The organism is Chitinophaga sp. G7 BAM 1005 (assembly GCF_057126945.1).
This window is the reverse complement of record NZ_CP181478.1, coordinates 5,067,717-5,086,292: the sequence shown is the minus strand read 5'-3', so window position 1 is coordinate 5,086,292 and position 18,576 is coordinate 5,067,717. Positions and strand designations below refer to the sequence as shown.

Annotated in this window: 15 protein-coding genes; 9 read left to right on the top strand and 6 right to left on the bottom strand. The window is 47.5% G+C overall.

Translation table 11 applies throughout. The annotated features are described in order from the left end of the window. Positions 1 to 16 precede the first annotated feature (16 nt). From ACMXI2_RS20240 to ACMXI2_RS20220, 5 genes are all read left to right on the top strand, one after another. Entirely contained in the window at positions 17 to 1,645 is a 1,629-nt protein-coding gene (locus tag ACMXI2_RS20240) for a SusD/RagB family nutrient-binding outer membrane lipoprotein (RefSeq protein ID WP_483777883.1), read from the top strand. Between the two features lie 25 nt (positions 1,646 to 1,670). Further along, a complete protein-coding gene (locus tag ACMXI2_RS20235) occupies positions 1,671 to 4,481 on the top strand; it encodes a M16 family metallopeptidase (protein ID WP_483777882.1) in 2,811 nt (936 codons plus the stop codon). A 6-nt stretch (positions 4,482 to 4,487) separates the two neighbouring features. Further along, a complete protein-coding gene (locus ACMXI2_RS20230; protein WP_483777881.1) occupies positions 4,488 to 6,995 on the top strand; it encodes an outer membrane beta-barrel protein in 2,508 nt (835 codons plus the stop codon). Positions 6,996 to 7,053: 58 nt separating this feature from the next. Further along, positions 7,054 to 7,632 carry a Crp/Fnr family transcriptional regulator gene (locus tag ACMXI2_RS20225; RefSeq protein ID WP_483777880.1) on the top strand — a complete coding sequence of 193 codons (579 nt, stop codon included), beginning with the start codon at positions 7,054 to 7,056 and terminating at the stop codon, positions 7,630 to 7,632. 65 nt (positions 7,633 to 7,697) lie between these two features. Then, on the top strand, positions 7,698 to 8,774 hold the full coding sequence (locus tag ACMXI2_RS20220; protein WP_483777879.1) for an oxidoreductase: 1,077 nt from the start codon (positions 7,698 to 7,700) through the stop codon (positions 8,772 to 8,774). 23 nt (positions 8,775 to 8,797) lie between these two features. Here the strand turns inward: ACMXI2_RS20220 and ACMXI2_RS20215 are convergent, their stop codons facing one another. From ACMXI2_RS20215 to ACMXI2_RS20200, 4 genes are all read right to left on the bottom strand, one after another. After that, the gene (locus ACMXI2_RS20215) at positions 8,798 to 9,067 is read right to left on the bottom strand and encodes a hypothetical protein (protein ID WP_079470098.1); all 270 of its coding nucleotides are present in this window, start codon (positions 9,065 to 9,067) and stop codon (positions 8,798 to 8,800) included. Between the two features lie 79 nt (positions 9,068 to 9,146). Further along, the gene (locus ACMXI2_RS20210; protein ID WP_483777878.1) at positions 9,147 to 10,046 is read right to left on the bottom strand and encodes a LysR substrate-binding domain-containing protein; all 900 of its coding nucleotides are present in this window, start codon (positions 10,044 to 10,046) and stop codon (positions 9,147 to 9,149) included. A gap of 11 nt (positions 10,047 to 10,057) precedes the next feature. Beyond that, positions 10,058 to 10,855, bottom strand: coding sequence for a hypothetical protein (locus tag ACMXI2_RS20205; protein WP_483777877.1), 798 nt, complete (start codon positions 10,853 to 10,855; stop codon positions 10,058 to 10,060). A 172-nt stretch (positions 10,856 to 11,027) separates the two neighbouring features. Continuing rightward, a complete protein-coding gene (locus tag ACMXI2_RS20200; protein WP_483777876.1) occupies positions 11,028 to 12,155 on the bottom strand; it encodes a hypothetical protein in 1,128 nt (375 codons plus the stop codon). Positions 12,156 to 12,274: 119 nt separating this feature from the next. On the opposite strand from ACMXI2_RS20200, the gene ACMXI2_RS20195 reads away from it, so the two are divergent. Continuing rightward, positions 12,275 to 13,660, top strand: a complete 1,386-nt coding sequence (locus tag ACMXI2_RS20195) for a hypothetical protein (RefSeq protein WP_483777875.1) — start codon at positions 12,275 to 12,277, stop codon at positions 13,658 to 13,660. Here ACMXI2_RS20195 and ACMXI2_RS20190 read toward each other — a convergent pair. Next, complete coding sequence (locus tag ACMXI2_RS20190; protein WP_483777874.1) at positions 13,623 to 13,937, bottom strand: VOC family protein; 315 nt, start codon at positions 13,935 to 13,937, stop codon at positions 13,623 to 13,625. The genes ACMXI2_RS20195 and ACMXI2_RS20190 overlap by 38 nt on opposite strands. A 155-nt stretch (positions 13,938 to 14,092) precedes the next feature. On the opposite strand from ACMXI2_RS20190, the gene ACMXI2_RS20185 reads away from it, so the two are divergent. Then, positions 14,093 to 14,530, top strand: a complete 438-nt coding sequence (locus ACMXI2_RS20185) for a hypothetical protein (protein ID WP_483777873.1) — start codon at positions 14,093 to 14,095, stop codon at positions 14,528 to 14,530. A gap of 23 nt (positions 14,531 to 14,553) precedes the next feature. Further along, positions 14,554 to 15,738, top strand: coding sequence for a hypothetical protein (locus ACMXI2_RS20180; protein ID WP_483777872.1), 1,185 nt, complete (start codon positions 14,554 to 14,556; stop codon positions 15,736 to 15,738). On the opposite strand, the gene ACMXI2_RS20175 is transcribed toward ACMXI2_RS20180, so the two are convergent. Continuing rightward, positions 15,719 to 17,176: an amino acid permease gene (locus ACMXI2_RS20175; protein ID WP_483777871.1), complete on the bottom strand. Its 1,458-nt coding sequence runs from the start codon at positions 17,174 to 17,176 to the stop codon at positions 15,719 to 15,721. The genes ACMXI2_RS20180 and ACMXI2_RS20175 overlap by 20 nt on opposite strands. Positions 17,177 to 17,574: 398 nt before the next feature. On the opposite strand from ACMXI2_RS20175, the gene ACMXI2_RS20170 reads away from it, so the two are divergent. Further along, positions 17,575 to 18,573, top strand: a complete 999-nt coding sequence (locus ACMXI2_RS20170; protein ID WP_483777870.1) for a hypothetical protein — start codon at positions 17,575 to 17,577, stop codon at positions 18,571 to 18,573. Positions 18,574 to 18,576: the final 3 nt, after the last annotated feature.

The window sequence follows — 18,576 nt, the reverse complement described above, 5'->3', positions numbered from 1 at the left end:
CAAAAAAATTAAACTGATGCGCAAACGATATCACATTTTAGCGGGAGCCTTACTAACTGCCGCCACACTCATCGCCGGATGTAAGAAGGGCTGGATCGACATTAACTACAACCCGATGCAGCTCACAGAAAATAATGCCACACCGGATCTGATGCTGCCGGATATGTTGTACAAAAGTATGTCCGGTGTAGACAATGAAATAGAAGCACAGTGGATGGGATACTGGACATTCGCGGAATATTCTTCCGGAGCCACCGTGCTTACCTATTACCAGCTGAGCGATAATTTTTTTGGCACCAGCTCCCCCGACCCGGCTATCCTGCTCTGGGAAGCCAATGCCAGGTTGCATAACCAACCCTATTACATCGGTATCGCCAAAGTGATCAGGGCATTGCAATGGAGCCGCGCGGTGGATAACAGTAACAGTATGCCTTACAGCGAGGCCAATAATACCAGCATCCGCAAGCCAAAGTATGACAGCGGAGAGTTTATTTATGAAGACCTGATGACACAACTGGACAGCTCTGTTATCCTGATCAGGGACGCTCCGCAGGATAAGGCGCTCCGTATATCCATTGCGGATATTATGTTTCATGGCGACAAACAAAAGTGGTTTAAGTTTATCAACACCCTGAAGCTGCGCTTGCTGGTACACCAGGCTAATAAAGCCGGAAGAGAGAATTATATCAAAGGAGAAATAGCGAAGATTGTAGCACAAGGTTCCGGCTTTTTAAACAGTGGAGAAAATGCGGATATGAATCCCGGTTTTACCGATCAGAAGCCATCCAATTATTATGCAAAATATTCACAGTATGATGTATATGCCCGCTATTATACCGCAGCCGGTGAAAAAATGGTACCTAACTGGCAGATCGCTTCCGCAAATGTAACGGCCATGAATATGCTGAAAGAAAATCATGACCCCCGTCTTGGTTTCTTTTACTCACCTGCCCGCGTGCCATTGCCTGCCAATGCGCCGGAACCATTTATACAACCCGGTCCGCAGGAATACAGGGGTAATAAATTCGGTTTGCCGGTAGATGAACAACAGTTCCCTTACAACCGCACAGAATACGTTTCGCAGGTAGGCGGCGTACGCACTTTCCGTACACCCGTATCGCCTTTGTCAACCGGTATCATAAAAGGCTATGACATGCCCTGCTGGATCATCACCAGCATCGAAAGCATGTTCCTCCAGGCAGAAGCCATTCAGCGCGGATGGTTGCCCGGTGATCCCGAAACAGCCTATACAGATGCCGTAAAGGAATCATTCCGCTGGCTCAATGTAGGCGGCAACACCACGGTGCCTTCCCTGTCGGATGATGCTTTCAATACCTGGTATAATGCAGAAACAGCTGCCGCCAATCCAAAGGTAAGCTGGGCTGCCGCACCGGATAAATACAAACTGCTGATGTTCCAGAAATACATGGCCTTTAACGGTATTGAACCTTTTGAAGCATGGGTAGACTATCGCCGCAATGGCAGGTTTCCGGAAATTCCATTGTCTTACGACCCGGCCAGGGTAGGTAATTCCATGCCTATCCGGTGTCCTTACCCGGTATCAGAAATGGTACAGAATAAGGAGAACCTGCTGGCGCAGGGTCCTATCGACATCTTCACCAGCAAAATCTGGTGGATGCCATAATCATCTTTTAAAAATAACGGTTATCATGATAAAATTTTGTTGCAAAATTGCAGCGTGGGGGATGCTATTGTCTGCCTTTACCGGCAGCATAGCCCATGCACAACAAACCGGTGAAACAGTTCCAATGGACCCGGAAGTAACGATAGGTAAACTCCCCAACGGGTTTACCTATTATATCCGGAAAAATACTACGCCGGAAAAAAGAGCGGTAATGTACCTGGTGAACAAAGCCGGGTCTATCCTGGAAACAAACGAACAACGCGGCCTGGCGCACTTCCTGGAGCACATGGCGTTTAACGGCACTACCCACTATCCCAAAAATGAACTGGTAAATTATCTCCAGAAATCAGGGGTACGCTTTGGCGCCGACCTTAACGCTTACACCGGTTTCGATGAAACAGTATACCAGCTGCCGGTATCTGTGGAAGATAAAACCGTTTTCCGTAATGCTATGCAAATCATGCGCGACTGGGCGCAGGAACTTACCCTCAGTGATGAAGAAATAGATAATGAAAGAGGTGTAATACTGGAAGAGAAAAGACAACGCCTCGGCTCAGCGCAACGCATACAGGACAAAGTAATGCCATTGTCGGTGAACCAGTCGTTGTACGCCTCCCGTTTGCCGATAGGCACGGAAGAAGTACTGAAAAACTTTAAGCATGAACAGATCCGTACTTTTTATAAAGACTGGTACCGGCCCGACCTGCAGGCACTGATCGTAGTGGGCGATGTAAATGTGGCGCAGATAGAGAAGTCTATCCGCAGCATGTTTGCCGACCTGCGCTCACCCGCACAGCCGAAAGAACGTAAATACACCACCATCGCGCTCACCGGCAAAAACCAGTTCCTGGCAGTAACAGATCCGGAAATAGCCACCACCCGCCTGGAACTCGCCATCAAACAGCCGGGAACCACCATTAAAACAAAAACAGATTTCAGCAATACCCTCATCCAATCCCTGTTTAACAGCATGGTCAGCGATCGCATGAATGAAGTGGCCCGCCAGAAGAATGCGCCCTTCCTCAGTGGCGGCGCAGGATTCGGCAAAATGATGGCCAATCTCGGCGGCCTTAGCGGCAGGGTAGTGCTTAAACCCGGCGAAACAGAGAAAGGCATCAAAGCCTGGTGGACAGAACTGCAACGGGTAAAGAAATATGGCTTCACCGAAGGAGAATTGCAACGGGCAAAAACATCATTCCTCAGCAACGTTTCCCTGAGCTACAGGGAGCGGGATAAAACCCCTTCGGAATCATACGTAAGGGAATATGTAAAACACTTCCTGGAGGGGGAAGCCAGTCCGGGCAGCGCATATGAAACTGCCTTGTACAAGGACATTACCGACACACTCACGTTGAAAGGTTTTAATGCCGTTACACAATCCTACTTTAAGGATACCGACCGTGATCTTATCCTCGTAGCCAACGACAAACAGAAAGACTCCCTTCCTTCGGAAGCCACGGTGCTGCAATGGATGAACGAAGCTGCCGCCGCGCCCATCGCTCCCTATGAAGATAAAAAAGTATTGCGCACCACGTTGCTCGACAGCGCGCCGCAACCCGGTACTATCACCAGTGAGAAAGTGATCAAAGACCTGGGTATTACTTCACTGGAACTCAGCAATGGGCTTAAAGTGCTGCTGAAACCAACCACCTTTAAAAAAGATGAAATCTTATTTAATGGTTTCAGTCGCGGAGGCTTGTCACAGGTTAGTGACGCGGATTTTTATAACGCCAGCATCGCTGCTTCACTCGTTAGCGCCAGCGGCGTATCAGATATGACCCAGGCGGAATTACGCAAATTACTCACCGGGAAGAATGTGTCGGTATCGCCATTCATCAGCGAAACATCAGAAGGCATCACCGGCGGTGCTGCCGATGAAGACCTGGAAACCGCACTGCAACTGGTATACCTGTACTTCACCAGTCCGCGTAAAGACCCGGTGATGTTCAGCAATATGATTGAACAGGCGCGGTTGTCGTATGCCAATGCCAACAAGGCGCCGCGACAACTATACAGCGACACCCTCAACGCTGTAATGGCAAATTACCACTTCCGTAAAATGCAGCTGCCGGAGCAACAACTGAACCTGCTCGATGCAGATCAGGCGCTGGCCATTTATAAAAACCGGTTTGCAGATGCCGCCGGCTTTACCTTCACCTTTGTAGGGAACTTTAACACGGATAGCATCAAGCCATTACTGGTCAAATACCTTGGATCATTGCCGGCTCTACATAAGCAGGAAGATGTAAAGGATCTTCAGCTGAATTATCCGCAGGGCAGGGTAGTGAAAAAAGTAGTAGCCGGTAAAGAGCCGCAGGCAATTGTTACCCTTGCTTTCAGCGGTTCATTTCCATATGATATGACTACCAGCGACCAGATGAAAGCACTGGCAGGGGTGCTTAATATCCGTCTTACAGAACGGCTCCGTGAACAGGAAGCAGGCGTATACAGCGTTAATGTAAATGCCAATACCCGCAAAGTACCTTCCGGTGAATATATGTTTGGCATTAATTTTATCTGCGATCCGCGCAATGTGGAAACCCTGATCCTCAGCGTTAACAGTGAAATCATGAAACTGAAAACAACAGGCGTGGCAGAAGATGATGTGGTGAAATATAAGGCCGGCTATAAAAGCAGCGTGGAACGGGCGTTTAAAGAAAACGGATTCTGGCTGAATTATATCGCTTCCACGTTCCTGAACCAGGAACCTTTACAACAGCCGGATATTAAGAACCGGCTACAGAAAATTACGCCGGAAACTTTACAGGAAACCGCCGTGAAATATTTTAACAATGCTAATTATATCCGCGCCATACTGGTACCGGAAAGTAACTAAACAAACGTGAAAACATTATACGCCGCAGGGATCGCATTTTTCCTTGCCGGATGTTTCGTAACCGTTCCCTGCGCATTTGCGCAGGGGCGGACTACGGACAGCCTGCCGGTATCATCTGCCGATACCACGCGCCCCAAAATTATAGGACTCAAAACAGTAGAGGTAACCGTTGCCAAACCGCCTTTTACGCTTCGCAACGACACCCTGGAATTTGATGCTTCGGCCATAAAACTGGCTGCAAATGCCAGCGTATTGCAGCTGCTGAAAAAACTCCCCGGCGTAGTGATAGGCAATGATGGCAGTATTACCGTAAACGGAAAATCAGTCACAAGAATAAAAGTAGATGGCAGGGAGTTTTTTGGAGATAATAAAGAGGCCGCTACCAAATACCTGCCCGCGGAAATTATTGATAAGATAGAAGTAACCACTACCAAAGACCTCGCCTCCCAACGCTCCCTTGCAGTGAAAGCCCCGGCGGAAGACGTGACCGTAAATCTCGTACTTAAAAAAGATAAAAACACCGGCATCGTAGGAAACATAACTGCCGGTGCGGGTAGTCGTGACCGTTATCTTGCAGATGGTATGATCAGCTCTATGCGTAATCCTACAAGCATCAGTGTGATGGCGGCTGCAAAGAATGTTGCTGATCAACCGGGCGGTATAACAGCGATACCTGTCGCTGGCACGGGTGGTGGCGGAGAAGGAGGCTTGCCGGAATACAAAAACAGCAGCATCAACATCAACACAAAACCCGGTAGAAAGCTCACATTGGACGGCAACTACAGCTATAATAATACCAAAAATATAAAAACAGCCACCACCGACCGGCTCAATTTATTGCCGGATAACAGTTTCCGCAACCAAAGTACCAATGAAGAAATAAGCAGGAATAGCCAGCATCAGCTGTATACCAGTTTTGTTTATGAAAAGGATTCGCTGACCACCTGGACATTCAGGACCAACGCGGCTATCGGGAAAAACAGCAACACATTGCAAACGCATTCCTTATCGGAAACGCCTACCGGTGACCTGCTGAATACGCTCTCTTCACGGAATAACGGTGAAGCACATACGCGCAACGGCGGCAGTGAAATAAACTTCAACAAAACCAGCCGTAACCGCAGGCTCAACCTCAACACCACCTGGAGGTTTGATGCCGGTAGTAAAAAAGAAACTGAATATAATAATGTAGTCAATAATTTTTATACCAACAATAGCATCAGTCAACGCGATTCTGTAAACCAGTATATCAGCTCCAGGGAAAACAGCTTTAATAATAATTTTACATTTAACCTGTCGGCGGCTATCGGGCATGGCTTTGTGCTGGCACTGGACTACACGCTGGGTACCACTTACAACAAACAGCTCCGGGAAGTATTGGAAGAAGATCCCGTGTCCGGTAAATATGGTATGCGGGATAGCGCGTTATCCAGCAGTAATAAAAATTCGAGTTTTACCCATACGCCTTCTGTGCAGCTGGCCTGGAAAAGCGATCGTCTTAGTATAGCGCTGAACACCGGTATGCGGATCCTGCAACAGGAAAACCGGCTGCTGTGGCTTGACTCTGTGATTAAGATCCATCAGCAGCAATTTGCGCCCAACCTGCAGCTAAATTATTCCGTCAGTAAATACGGACGGTTGTTCACCAACTATTCTATTTCTTCTTCCGCCCCTTCGGCAGAGCAGTTGTCGCCCGTAGTGGATAACACCAACCCCTTGTTCATGAAGGTCGGCAACCCTTTGCTGAAAGGTACTTTCACTCAAAATCTGTCGCTGATGTTTTTCGTTTATCAGCCGGTTACAGGGTTTAGTTTCAATCTTAGTGGCAATGGGTCCCTTGCCCGTAATGAAATTGTGGTGGATCAGCGTTATGATTCCCTGGGCAGGCAAACCAGTACCTTTCAGAATGTGAATGGTACGTGGAGAATGATGGTACATGGAAGTATCAATCTCCGGAAAAAAATCAACGACTGGACATTTAACAATGGTCTTAATATCAGCATGGATAGAAACAGAAGCATTGGCCTGGTGGGCGGTGAGGAAAATATCTCCAACGGGTGGACTGCGGGCGCCGGTGTTTATTTTTCCATTGCTTATAAAGAGTGGCTGACCATATCGCCTGCTGTAAATATAGATATGAATAACACCGTTTATTCCCTGCCCGGCATTGATAATGTTAATTATAACACGCAACGCTTTAACATGCAGTGGGAGCTGATCCCCGTTAAACGGCTGGAGCTGTCCGGCGACATGGCATACCATTATAATTCGCAGGTAACGGCGCCGGACCAACGCCGTTACTTTGTTTGTAACAGCGCGGTGGCCTATAGCTTTGGCAGGAAAGAACAGATGAAACTGAAGTGCAGGGTGAATGATCTTTTTAATAATAACACCAGTATCTCTAACATCACAACGGCTACTTATACAGAAACAAAACAGGTAAATGCTTTACAACGTTATGTAATGATCAGTTTCCAGTATTTTTTCGGGAAGATGGGACCGCAAAAAGATTAATCTTTGAAGGGTTCCTGCATAGGGCTATCTTTGAAGAATAACTATTATTTTCAGGGGCATGAAATTGCTGACAGATAGTATTCTCCAACATGTACCGCTGCGCGATGCTGATATTAAACGTATTCCAGGCCATTTTGAATCCGTGCGCATCCGCCGCCGCCAGTTCCTGCTGCGGGAGGGCGATGTTTGCCGCTACGAATTTTTTATCCTGAAAGGTTGTTGCCGCCAGTATGAGAAAGATGCCACTGGGAAGGAAAATGTGCTGCAGTTCAGCGTGGAAGGCTGGTGGATCACGGATCTGGACAGCCTGCTGTCCGGTCAGCCATCCCTGTTTAATATTGACGTGCTGGAGGGAGGGGAGGTGCTGCGTATCACCCGGCAGCAACTGGAGCAGCTGTTTAACGATGTTCCGGCAGTGGAACGGTATTACCGCATTATTTCCCAGCGGGGTTACATAGCGTTGCAACGACGTATCCTGTCGCTGCAGAAGCCGGCCATAGAGCGGTACCGCGGGTTTGTGAGCCGGTATCCTTTTCTTGAAACACGCCTGCCCCAGCACCAGGTGGCGGCGTACCTGGGTATTACCCCCGAATCACTGAGCCGTTTACGTGGTAAAATAGCAAAGGAGCCGTTATAGATTTCTTACCATTTGTTATTGTTTTGGAGGGGCAGAGTGCACAACTTTGCGCTAAAGTTTTATATATGATTACACACCCGGTATTGGCGCCCGTTACGCTGGCGCAGCAATCTGTAAAGAACAGGGTGGTGCTGGCGCCTATGAGTCGTGCCAGCGCTACATTGCAGGGCATTCCTACTGCAGCTATGCATGCTTATTACGAACGTTTTGCCTCCGGCGGTTTTGGAATCATCATCACCGAAGGATTATATACTGATGCGGTAGCCAGCCAGGCGTATCCGCATCAGCCGGGGTTGGTAACGCCACATCAGGTAGCCGGCTGGCGGGAGCTGGGAGCGCAAGTAAAAGCACGCGGCAGCTTATTCATTGCGCAGCTGATGCATGCCGGCGCGTTATCGCAGCATTTATCGCATACGCTGGCGCCTTCCGTGGTAACGCCGCTGGGTCGTAAGCTGCGCTCCTACGGCGGCGGCGACGGCCCCTTTCCTGTTCCCGCTGCAATGACGCCCGCTGACATTACCACCGCAGTGGCAGGATATGCCGCGGCTGCTGCCAATGCCGTGGCCGCCGGATTTGATGGCATAGAAGTGCATGCCGCCAATGGCTACTTGCCCGACCAGTTTTTAACGGAGTACACCAATCTGCGGGAGGACGAATACGGTGGATCTGTGGGGAACCGCTTCCGTATTATCGCAGAAATCATCACTGCCATCAGGCAGGCAGTGCCTCCGCATTTTATTATCGGGCTGCGCCTTTCGGAAGGCAAAGTGAACAACTTCACCTATCGCTGGCCGGATGGTGCTGTTACGGCAGCAGCACTACTGGAAGAAGTAAGAAAGGTATCGCCGGATTATATCCATATTTCAGGGGAAGGCAGCACCTGGGAAAAACTGGGCGCCTATGCACATGGGGAAACACTTACGGGCATGGCTAAACGCATTGTTCAACGGCCGGTGATTGCCAACGGCGGCATGGAAGAACTGACCGTGGCCGGAAGGGCATTAACGGAAGGACATGCGGATCTTATTTCGCTTGGAAAGGCAGCACTCGCCAATCCAAACTGGCCGGCACGTGTGGCCGCAGGAGAACCGTTCACACCTTTTGAGCGGGGAATGGCGGAGCCTTTTCCGCCGGTACAGTAATATTTCGTTCGGGAGGCAGGAGGTTATTCACCGTTATTCAGCATCTCCATTTCGAGGAGCTTGCTGCCTCCTGCAAAATCTGCCGCAGCATCCGGACATAATACCATTCCCAGGGAATTCATCATTCTTTGGGCAACCAGGTCTATATCTTCGGTGGTGGTGGCGAGAAATGGCGCCTGGCTTTTCAGCCGCTGGATTAACGCATTCTTCTGGGTAACAGAAATATCTACCAGCTTGTTGATTCTTTCTACAGCCGCTTTGTACAGTTCGTCGTAATAAAAAAGCATGTTCATATCAACAGGTTATTTTGTACGGCTCAAATGTAGCCCATAGCTTATAATCCTGGCTATATGAAAATATTATGACCTATAATTAATAATTATAAATGGATCTGGCCATTTTGATGAAGCGTTTGTTGAGATCGCTGGTTTCACCTTTGCGTTGAATGAAATAAAAACTACGTTCTATCCGCAGGCCTTCGAAGGAAAGGATGGTTAATTCGCCGTGTTGCAGCTCTTTAGCGATGGAGCGGGTAGACAGGAATCCTACGCAGCCGGATTCCAGTAGGAAGTTTTTCAGGGCTTCAGTGCCTCCCAGGCGAACTTTTATTTTCAGGTCGTTGAGCCGGATCTTACTTTTCTGCAGCCCTTTTTTGAGCGCCTCGAGGGTGCCGCTGCCGCGTTCCCGGATGGCTACCGGCATTTGCAGGATTTCTTTCAGCGGGTAGTTCTTTTTGCGGGCCAGGGGGTTGTCGTGGCTGCATACGGCAACTATCTGGTCTTTCAGGAAAGGCTGGTAGGTAATATTGCTCAGTTGTCCTTTTTCTTCGGTAACGCCTATATTAATTTCTTTGTCGAGCAGTGCCTGCAATACAATTTCACTGTTCCGGTTAAGCAGGGAGATATCTACCAGCGGGTATTCGCGGTGAAAGGCCGACATTACTTTGGGTAATATATATAGCGCTGCGGTGGTGCTGGCGCCCAGGTTAAGCATGCCGGTGGCCTGCTGCTGGTCGTGGATCACGGAAATATCGAACTCGGTTTCCTGTTGTATATGGCGTACCGTAAGCAGGCGGCTATACAGCAGCTGACCGGCTTCTGTCAGTTCTATCTGCAAACCTTTTCTTTCAAATAATTTGGTTTTATACTGTTCTTCCAACCCTTTGATATGTGTGCTTACTGCCGGTTGTGAAATAAACAATGCCTGGCTGGCCTTTGAAAAGCTTTTCTGATGGGCCACTTCCATAAAGATCTGGTGACGGTTAGATAGCATGTGCGCAAATTTTATGGAGCGTATAAAATCTCTCTCCGGCGGATAAAACGGACTTTGTCTTTATAATCCGTTACCCTGTTGTTCATGATTTCTACTTTTTCTATCCAGTTATGATGAAGGTCGTAGGTAAATTCATACCGGTGCACCGTTCTTTCCACGGTACCGGTGGCAGTATTCCTGTCGGATATTTTCGCGGTCAGATGTCCGTGTTCATTGTACTGGCAAATGGTGGTTTCTACTGCATGGTTACCGGCCAAACCGTCGGCGTCCTGGAATTTGTATTCTTCCAGTAATTGTTGCCGGCTGTTATACCTGCTTTTGGTGATTTCCATCAACGCATCAAAAGAATAGTAGCGGGTAATTTCTATCCGGCAACCATCGTCATCCGTGCTGGTATTGGTTTCCCATTGCTCGTTGTAGGGGTCTTCTTCCACTGGCAGGGGATCGTTGTTTTCCAGTTGCTCCAGCACATTACCTGCTTCATCATACCGGGTGTAGAAGGTATCTTCCCCATAGTATTCGATGCATTCTTTCAGTGCGCCGTTTTCAAAATAACTGTTTTTGTAGATAGGTCCCTTGGCTGCGGAGGTCAATGCTTTTTCCAGCAGGTTTCCCTGGTCATCAAAAGTATAAGCGAGGGTTTTATCCAGTTGATGGCCTGCGGTATAATCTTCCCATTTGAGCAATAATCCTTTTTCATCAAAAAAGGAGAGTTCATACCCGTAATATTTGCCATCGGGGTCTGTGGTAGCATATTTCATTTGCTGTACCGGCCCGGTCAGCTCAGTATCTGCCAATGTCTGTTTCATGGTACCTAAAGTTATTGGAAACAAAATAAACTTCCACTATTTAAGTACTTATTTCTGCATGATATTTTTAGAGCGGTGTTTTCCGGGTATTTTTTTCCGGGGGAGATGGGGAACGCGGTAATCCCGGTAAATCCAGGCAGCCCGCACGGGGGCTGCCTGGCGGAAGGAGTGGTTATTTGCCGAAGGTCATATTTTCGAACTTATCCAGTTTAGCCATTATTCCCCAGCCATAAAAATCGTTGGCCAGGGCAATCAATATTTCATTGTCGCCGGCTACCAACGGGAGGGGGAAGGACGCATTATCCACGGAGCAACGGCCATCCGGTTGCTTCATCAGGGGATAGGAGTAGAGGTTTTTGTCTACGTACACAAATTTATCGTTCACAAACACCCATACTTCATCGCTGAAGCCCAGGTGTAGCTGCCGGGTTTGTGCTACGGCGGAACGGATATTTGTTTTCAGCCACACGATGCGACGGGCGCGGTTTTCAACGCCGCCAAATTTGCGGGTTACATTGATCAGCCCCCGTCTTTCTGCCCGGATGGTTTCCCAGGGGGTATCTTTTCCGGGGATCCACGCCATACTGAAATCAATTTTCTCCGGGGTTTTCATTGGCTGGGAAATTTGCCAGGTGCGGAGGTAGGAGGCATCATTGTTGGTGATGTCGATACCTTCACCGGGAGGCAAACCCTCCGTTTGATCCGGTTTTACCACCAGGTTGGCGATGATCGCCTGTCCGTCGAATGCCAGGCCGCCATGCCAGGTGTTGCCTTCCAGTTGCGGTACCTCCAGCACCGGCCGGGAGGTATCGTTTACATACACGCGCATTTGTTTGCCGGAAATAACCAGCTTTACGTGGTTCCAGTCGTCTTTGGAAAACCAGGCCGCCGACTGGTACTGATCCAGCATATCCCAGAGGTTAATACCATCGATGTGCGGCGCATACTGTACGGCGTCTCCTTTTCCGGAAGAGGGCATACGGAAATAGAAACATTCATTCTCTTTCCGGCTCATACGCCTGAAATAGAAGGATGTAAAAGGAGAGGTGGCTTGTACATCGTATTCAATGGTGCCGTTGGTAAAGTCGAGATCTTTCAGCACCACGGTGTCGTTGCGGTTCAACAGCTTCATGGCCGGCGCCGATTTATAGGTGATAAACTCCACGGTGCCGGGTTGAAATGCCCAGTGCCCGGCTTCTAACGGTACCTTGATAACATCCTGTTGGCTGGGTTTCTTTTTTTGTGCTGCAACGCATAATGGAAGCAATAGGAATAAGCACACAGTGCGGATTTTTGTCATGACCAGTATTTTTAATTTTAAATGCTGCAGCAAATCTGAATAATAACTAATTTCAGGGCTAATCATTGGCGCATCAAGTGTGTGCAAATCCGTGCAAGCTTGTAATAGACTACCAGGGAATGAATAATAGTTTTGAGATTAATTACATACGAAAGTGCCTTGAGCTGGCAGAAGCCCGGTTAAACCGGGGCGACGCCAGCGAATGGACCAGCTATGATTTTGAAAAACTAAGTGCGGCCATAGAAGATGCCACCGGGGTAATATTGAGTGTTACCACCCTGAAACGGCTGTGGGGAAAACTGAAGTACACCAATATGCCCGCCACCACCACGCTGAACACCCTGGCGCAGTTTGCCGGGTATGCCGACTGGCGGGAGTTCAAACGCCTCGTTACCTTGTTGCCGGAGGAGAGGGAAATTACTTCTGTGGCAGCTGGTGATGAAACGACCGGGTCTTTACCAGTTGACGATATCATATCCACCGGGCAGGTAGTATCAGGTAATACAACAGGCAACGGCGGCGCCGTCCATTTGCCCGCCGCAACGCCGCGGAAACGTAGTAAATGGACTTACTGGTTGCTGGCCCTGATACCGCTGGGAATCCTCGTATATGCCGCCTTACTGTTATCCAATACCAAACCGGGAAAACCGCTTGATACAGCTGCTTTTTCCTTCAGCTCCAATAAAGTAATAGCAGACGGCGTACCCAATTCTGTTATTTTCAGCTATGACGCCGCCGCAGCAGGGAACGATTCGGTTTTCATTGCGCAAACCTGGGATATCCGCAGGAAAATACCGGTATCTGCAAAAGAAAAAACATACACGGCTATTTATTATGAGCCGGGTTATTTCAAGGCTAAATTAATGGTGGATAAACAGATCGTAAAAGAACACGACCTGATGATCGGCTCCGGTGGCTGGCTCGCCATGATAGAACAGGAGCCGGGTACGCCGCTGTATTTCCGGAAAAGCGAAGTAGCAAAAGGGAACGGAATAGAAGTGAATGAAGCATTGTTGTCGGCGTATCATGTTCCGCTGCAACCCGTTCCTCCCGCGTTGCGCTTCTATAATGTACAACCCCTCGGCGATATAAAAACGGATCACTTTACTTTTGAAACTACGCTGAAAAGCGATTTTCAGCAGGGCACCGCTGCCTGTCAGCGGGTACAGCTGCTGATCCTGTGCAAAAATGACCTGATCTCCATCCCGCTGTGCGCCCCCGGATGTGTAGGGGATCTCTCCCTGTTTGCCGCCGGCGCTGTCCTCAACAGCCGGAATGCCGACCTCTCAAAATTTGGCGCCGACCTGACAAAATGGGTAAAACTCCGCGTGGTGGCAAAAGACAGGCATATGCAGTTTTTTGTGAACGACAGTGCCGCCGCTGCGCTTACTATCTCCAATCCGCCTTCCGGTATTGTTGGTGTGCAGTACCGGTTCAATGGCACCGGCGCTGTAAAAGACACCCGCTTTACGAAAGACAGCGCTGTGATTGCATTACAGCAATAGCTGCTGCGGGCCTATCTTCCAACCCGGCCCGGATATCATCTACATGCCAGTAAATAACAGCGCCGCCAGGCCCGCTGCCAGCTGATTTTGGCGCATATTTGCTGTCGATAATACCCAGTTCGTTCTGATAGTCGCCCAGGCGGAATTCTGCATAGCCCGGCTTTTCAAAGTAAGGAGGAATACCGGTTAACGTCGTGTACCATTTTTTTGCGGCTTCATGGTCTGCTGCGTAAATGGTCAGTGTGGCGAATCCTCTTAAAATGTTTGTGTTGCTCATATGGATTGTTTTAGGATGAAATTTTTATTGTCTGATGTAAAAGTAGCAGGCGGGCATGACAGCCCTATGTCAGCAGCGGAAAAGAAAGACAGGAAATATTTCTGGATATAGTTATAAATTTTAAATATCTATTTTTAGGTCCTAATCTGTATATCATGAAAAAGGTAGCCTATGACCCTGATGGCGGAAAAATCTGGATAAGGATAGAAATGACCGGCATTTATTTTATTACTTACATCTACCAGATGTGGGCCGCCACCGCCGATGAACTGCCTGTGTTAACAAAGCCCCTCCGGCAAAACAGCAATGAACTGCCGCAACCGGATTATTACCTCGTTCAAAACGATTATAAGCCCGGTGAACCATTAACAAATTTTGATAAAAGAGTGCTGGATATTTCTTTCAGGGTAAGGAAGTATGAGGACGACAACGGTTATAAATTAAGGGTAAGCTTGTTGCAGGGCGACGATTTCAGTACTGCCAAAGTAATAGGCAGCGACCAGGTTGGCTATATCGCCACCGCTACATTAGGTGCGGACGTTACCGGCAAACAGGAAGATATTTTACTGCAGTTAATCGCTAAACAGGATTGATTACCCCTATTTAAAACACATGTATGTCAGCACTGAGAAAAATATGTATGCTGTTATCCCTGATTTCTTTTCAGGCATCTGCGCAGTTTAAAACAGACAGTACCGAGCATTACCTGTTAAACTTTTCCGTACCGGACATGCCGGCATTTAAAGCGTTGGGAGCAGATCCTTCTAACCTGTTGCGTCCTTCGGATATTCAAAAATTCGCGCTCAGTTTGTCCCCGTTTTATTCAAACAGCCCGGGCGTCATCCCGCGAAATTTTGCGGTGGAATTTTCCCCCGGAAAACTGGCCAGCAAAAACTGGACACTGGAAGACTATGGTAAAAGGAAGTTCTGGTATAACTCTTCCTTTAGTATCGGCGCGATTGTAGACTCGGGGAACGTATCCTCTAAACTGGCTGTCGGCTACCGGTTCTCTATTGTCAGGAAGAAAGACGACCTGTTATTGAATGCTGCAAAAAGAAGAGCTGTTTTTGTTGCGCAACAACAGGCACAGTTAGCGCTCCGGGAATTTAAAAATAACTGGATCATTATTGTACATAAGGAAGTGCCACCTGCAGAGCGTGCAGAATATGGAGTAGCGCACGATAAAGAGTTCTGGGATTTCGCAGAAAACAAAGCAGAAGAATATCTCAAACAAAATCCCGATACCACTTTACAGGCCAGCTACGACGCCTTTAAAAAAGGATACGACACCGATAAAAAGAAATATTACGCAGCAGTAGATGACCTGATAGAAAAGTTTAAAAGCGAACATTGGAACGCTACCCGCCTGGATGGCGCCATTGCGTGGATAGGACAATCCCGCGATTCCTTGGTAAAAAATGCCGGCTTCGCTTCCTTCAATACCTGGCTCACCTGGGCGTTGGGCATCGGGAAAAGCAGTCAGCTGCTGTTGGGCGGTAGTTTTAGCCTGCCCCGGTCTGAGTTTAAAGACAGCACTTTCATCAATGCAACAGTGAATGTCCGCTACTACCTGGGCACCTCTGGCTTCAGGGGATTTGCGGAAACGCAGTTTAAGTATCAAAATTATGACGACCCGGAGAAGTCCCTGCTGTTTAATTTCGGTACTGAATTCAGGATCGCCAAAAGTATATGGATTGTGGCCGAAGCAGGCATTGATAATTACCTGAAAGAGAAAGACCCTTTCAGCGTTTTTGTAGCGAGTATTAATTTGCGGTATGGATTTAACCAGGTGATGAAGTAGTGATGGGTGTGCTGACTTTATTCCTCTTCACCAGCAAAAAACATACATATAAAAACACCACCCACGCCGGGATCAGTTCTACCGGTAGCTTCATCCCCGTTATCCACATCAGGATCAGGATACCCACCAGGAACACCAGGCAAATGTAATTGGACACCGGATAAATAAAGGAAGGGAATTTTGTTTGGATCTGCGCGGTTCGTTTACTCTTTTTGAATTTCAGATGTACCACGGTAATCATCAGCCAGTTGATGATCAATGACGACACTACCAGTGACATGAGCACCTCCAGCGCTTTTTCAGGGATCACTTTATTTACCACAATACAGATAGCAGCAAACAATCCCGATACAAGAATCGCTTTTACAGGTACATGGTTTTTATTTAGTTGAGATAGAAATGCGGGTGCATTGCCTTGCTTCGACAGGCCGTACAACATCCTGCTGTTACTGTATACGCAGCTGTTGTAAACGGAAAGGGCCGCGGTTAAAACGATCAGGTTCAGCACATTTGCAATCAGGCTGGTGAAATAGATGGTTTTACCAAAAAGAGAGAACTGGAACCCTTTTAAGCTTTCAAATACCGTTACAAAGGGACTGCTGTCTGTAGTAATACTTTTCCACGGCGATAAGGAAAACAGGATAACAAGGGCACCTACATAAAAGATCAGGATACGGTAAATCACCTGGTTGGTGGCCTTTGGTATTGTTTTTTCCGGCTGGTCCGCTTCCGCGGCAGTGATACCAATCAGTTCCAACCCGCCAAATGAAAACATGATCAGCGCAATGGCTGCAAACAATCCCTGGAAACCGCCTTTACCGTCGGCATGCAGTAATCCCCGTGGGAAAAAGCCGCCATCGTTCCAGAGATTCTGAATACTGGCCTGTGCGCCGCCGCTTCCGCTTATCAGCAGATAAATACCAAAAACGATCATGGCGATGATAGCCACTACTTTTATGATGGAAAACCAAAACTCTGCTTCTCCATATACTTTAACAGAACTCAGGTTTAACGCATTAATAGCAATAAAGAAGAAAAGACTGGAAGACCATAACGGGATCTCCGGCCACCAGAAATGTACATACACGCCAATGGCAGTCAGTTCCGACATGCTCACCAGGATATAAAGGATCCAGTAATTCCATCCCGAAGAAAAACCCGCAAACGCCCCCCAGTATTTATAGGCAAAATGACTAAAACTCCCCGATACCGGCTCTTCCACTACCATTTCGCCCAGCTGGCGCATAATAAAGAAAGCAATGATGCCGGCCAGTGCATAGCCCAGAATAACAGATGGTCCTGCCAGTACGGCTGCCGGACCTATGCCCAGGAATAAGCCGGTACCTATGGCGCCGCCCAGGGCAATCAGCTGGATATGCCTGTTCTGTAATCCTCTTTTAAGGCTTTTTTCGTCGTTTTTTTCGTTTGTTGAGTTCAATGTTTATGATGCTGGATAAGGCTGCAATTTGGGGTAATTTCGGCAGAAATAGGGCGCAGGGATTAAATTTTCCGGTTTATTAAGGAGGAGCGGGAGGATGTTCCCCTACACTCCCTATACACTATGCCCCGGTAAAAACATGTTGCCAATATTTAGAATACGGCTTGTAGATATGAAATGTTTAAAAAAGATTTTGAGGTTTAATTTTTAATCATAATTTAGTGAGTGAATTGAAAGTGTTACCCGGATTTTTATGTGAAAGAGAATAGTTAGCCAATTTTTAATCATTTTTTTATAAACGTTAACCCAGAACAACGGATAATGATGTAATCGATGGACTGCAGCATTAGCCTTAATTATCATTTTTTTTATCGACCCTGTACCATAATAACCTGACTATGAAGTATCGTTTTTTATTTTTCTGTGCTTTTCTTACAAGTACTTTTACCTATTCCCAGAACATCTTTCCATCAACCGGACCGGTAGGTATTGGCACTTCGTTACCTTCAGCCTCGCTGCATGTAAATGGTGGTGCAATTAAACTTACAAATCCATCAAATTATCCCTGGGGAGTTAATATGGATGTTAATTTTACTGGCACATGGGCCCGGGAGTTCAGCATTTCCTATAATGGAACAGGAAAGCTTGCTGCTTTTGGTGTAAATAATAGCAGTGGAACAGTTAATTACGCCTATATTGGAGGAAGTACAACTGCGGATTCTCCCCATCCTTCTCCCTGGATGACCTTTAAGCCAAACGGATATATCGGTATCGGAACAATAGCACCGATAGCAAAACTTACAGTACAATCGGCCGACAGTACGCTTGATAATATGATAAGACTGGAGAATAAAAGTATTCCCAATTCTTTATTGTACCTGGGGACGGCAAATTCAGCCTTTGCGGTAACGGGTTATCGTAAAGATAATGTAATTGAGAGCTATAGTGATCTCCATATTTCGGCAGCTAATGCAGCCAGTAATCTCTACTTTGAAACAGGGCGGATAAACGCCACTGCTACTGTTAGGATGACTATTAACAACGTGGGTAATGTTGGAATCGGTACTACCAGTCCCGGAAGCTATAAACTGGCTGTGGAAGGTACCGTTGGCGCCCGGAAAGTGAAGGTGACTCAGGGCAGCTGGGCGGACTTTGTGTTTCATCCTAATTATCAATTGCCGCCTTTACAGGAAGTAGAGAGCTTTATTAAGAAGAATGGGCATTTGCCGGAGATCCCGTCTGAGGTGGAAGTAAAACAGGATGGGCTGGATATTGGTGAAATGAACAAGAAGCTGTTGCAGAAGATAGAAGAACTTACGCTATATATTATAGAGTTAAAGAAAGAAAATGAAAGACAATGGAAGGAGATGGAGAGGATAAAATCATCGGTTAGGTAAAAC

Bases quoted from the DNA above. Each gene is read 5' to 3' on its own strand.
- ACMXI2_RS20240 (WP_483777883.1), top strand. From the start codon at position 17: ATGCGCAAACGATATCACATTTTAGCGGGAGCCTTACTAACTGCCGCC.
- ACMXI2_RS20235 (WP_483777882.1), top strand. From the start codon at position 1,671: ATGATAAAATTTTGTTGCAAAATTGCAGCGTGGGGGATGCTATTGTCT.
- ACMXI2_RS20225 (WP_483777880.1), top strand. From the start codon at position 7,054: ATGAAATTGCTGACAGATAGTATTCTCCAACATGTACCGCTGCGCGAT.
- ACMXI2_RS20220 (WP_483777879.1), top strand. From the start codon at position 7,698: ATGATTACACACCCGGTATTGGCGCCCGTTACGCTGGCGCAGCAATCT.
- ACMXI2_RS20215 (WP_079470098.1), bottom strand. From the start codon at position 9,067: ATGAACATGCTTTTTTATTACGACGAACTGTACAAAGCGGCTGTAGAA.
- ACMXI2_RS20210 (WP_483777878.1), bottom strand. From the start codon at position 10,046: ATGCTATCTAACCGTCACCAGATCTTTATGGAAGTGGCCCATCAGAAA.
- ACMXI2_RS20205 (WP_483777877.1), bottom strand. From the start codon at position 10,855: ATGAAACAGACATTGGCAGATACTGAGCTGACCGGGCCGGTACAGCAA.
- ACMXI2_RS20200 (WP_483777876.1), bottom strand. From the start codon at position 12,155: ATGACAAAAATCCGCACTGTGTGCTTATTCCTATTGCTTCCATTATGC.
- ACMXI2_RS20195 (WP_483777875.1), top strand. From the start codon at position 12,275: ATGAATAATAGTTTTGAGATTAATTACATACGAAAGTGCCTTGAGCTG.
- ACMXI2_RS20190 (WP_483777874.1), bottom strand. From the start codon at position 13,937: ATGAGCAACACAAACATTTTAAGAGGATTCGCCACACTGACCATTTAC.
- ACMXI2_RS20185 (WP_483777873.1), top strand. From the start codon at position 14,093: ATGAAAAAGGTAGCCTATGACCCTGATGGCGGAAAAATCTGGATAAGG.
- ACMXI2_RS20180 (WP_483777872.1), top strand. From the start codon at position 14,554: ATGTCAGCACTGAGAAAAATATGTATGCTGTTATCCCTGATTTCTTTT.
- ACMXI2_RS20170 (WP_483777870.1), top strand. From the start codon at position 17,575: ATGAAGTATCGTTTTTTATTTTTCTGTGCTTTTCTTACAAGTACTTTT.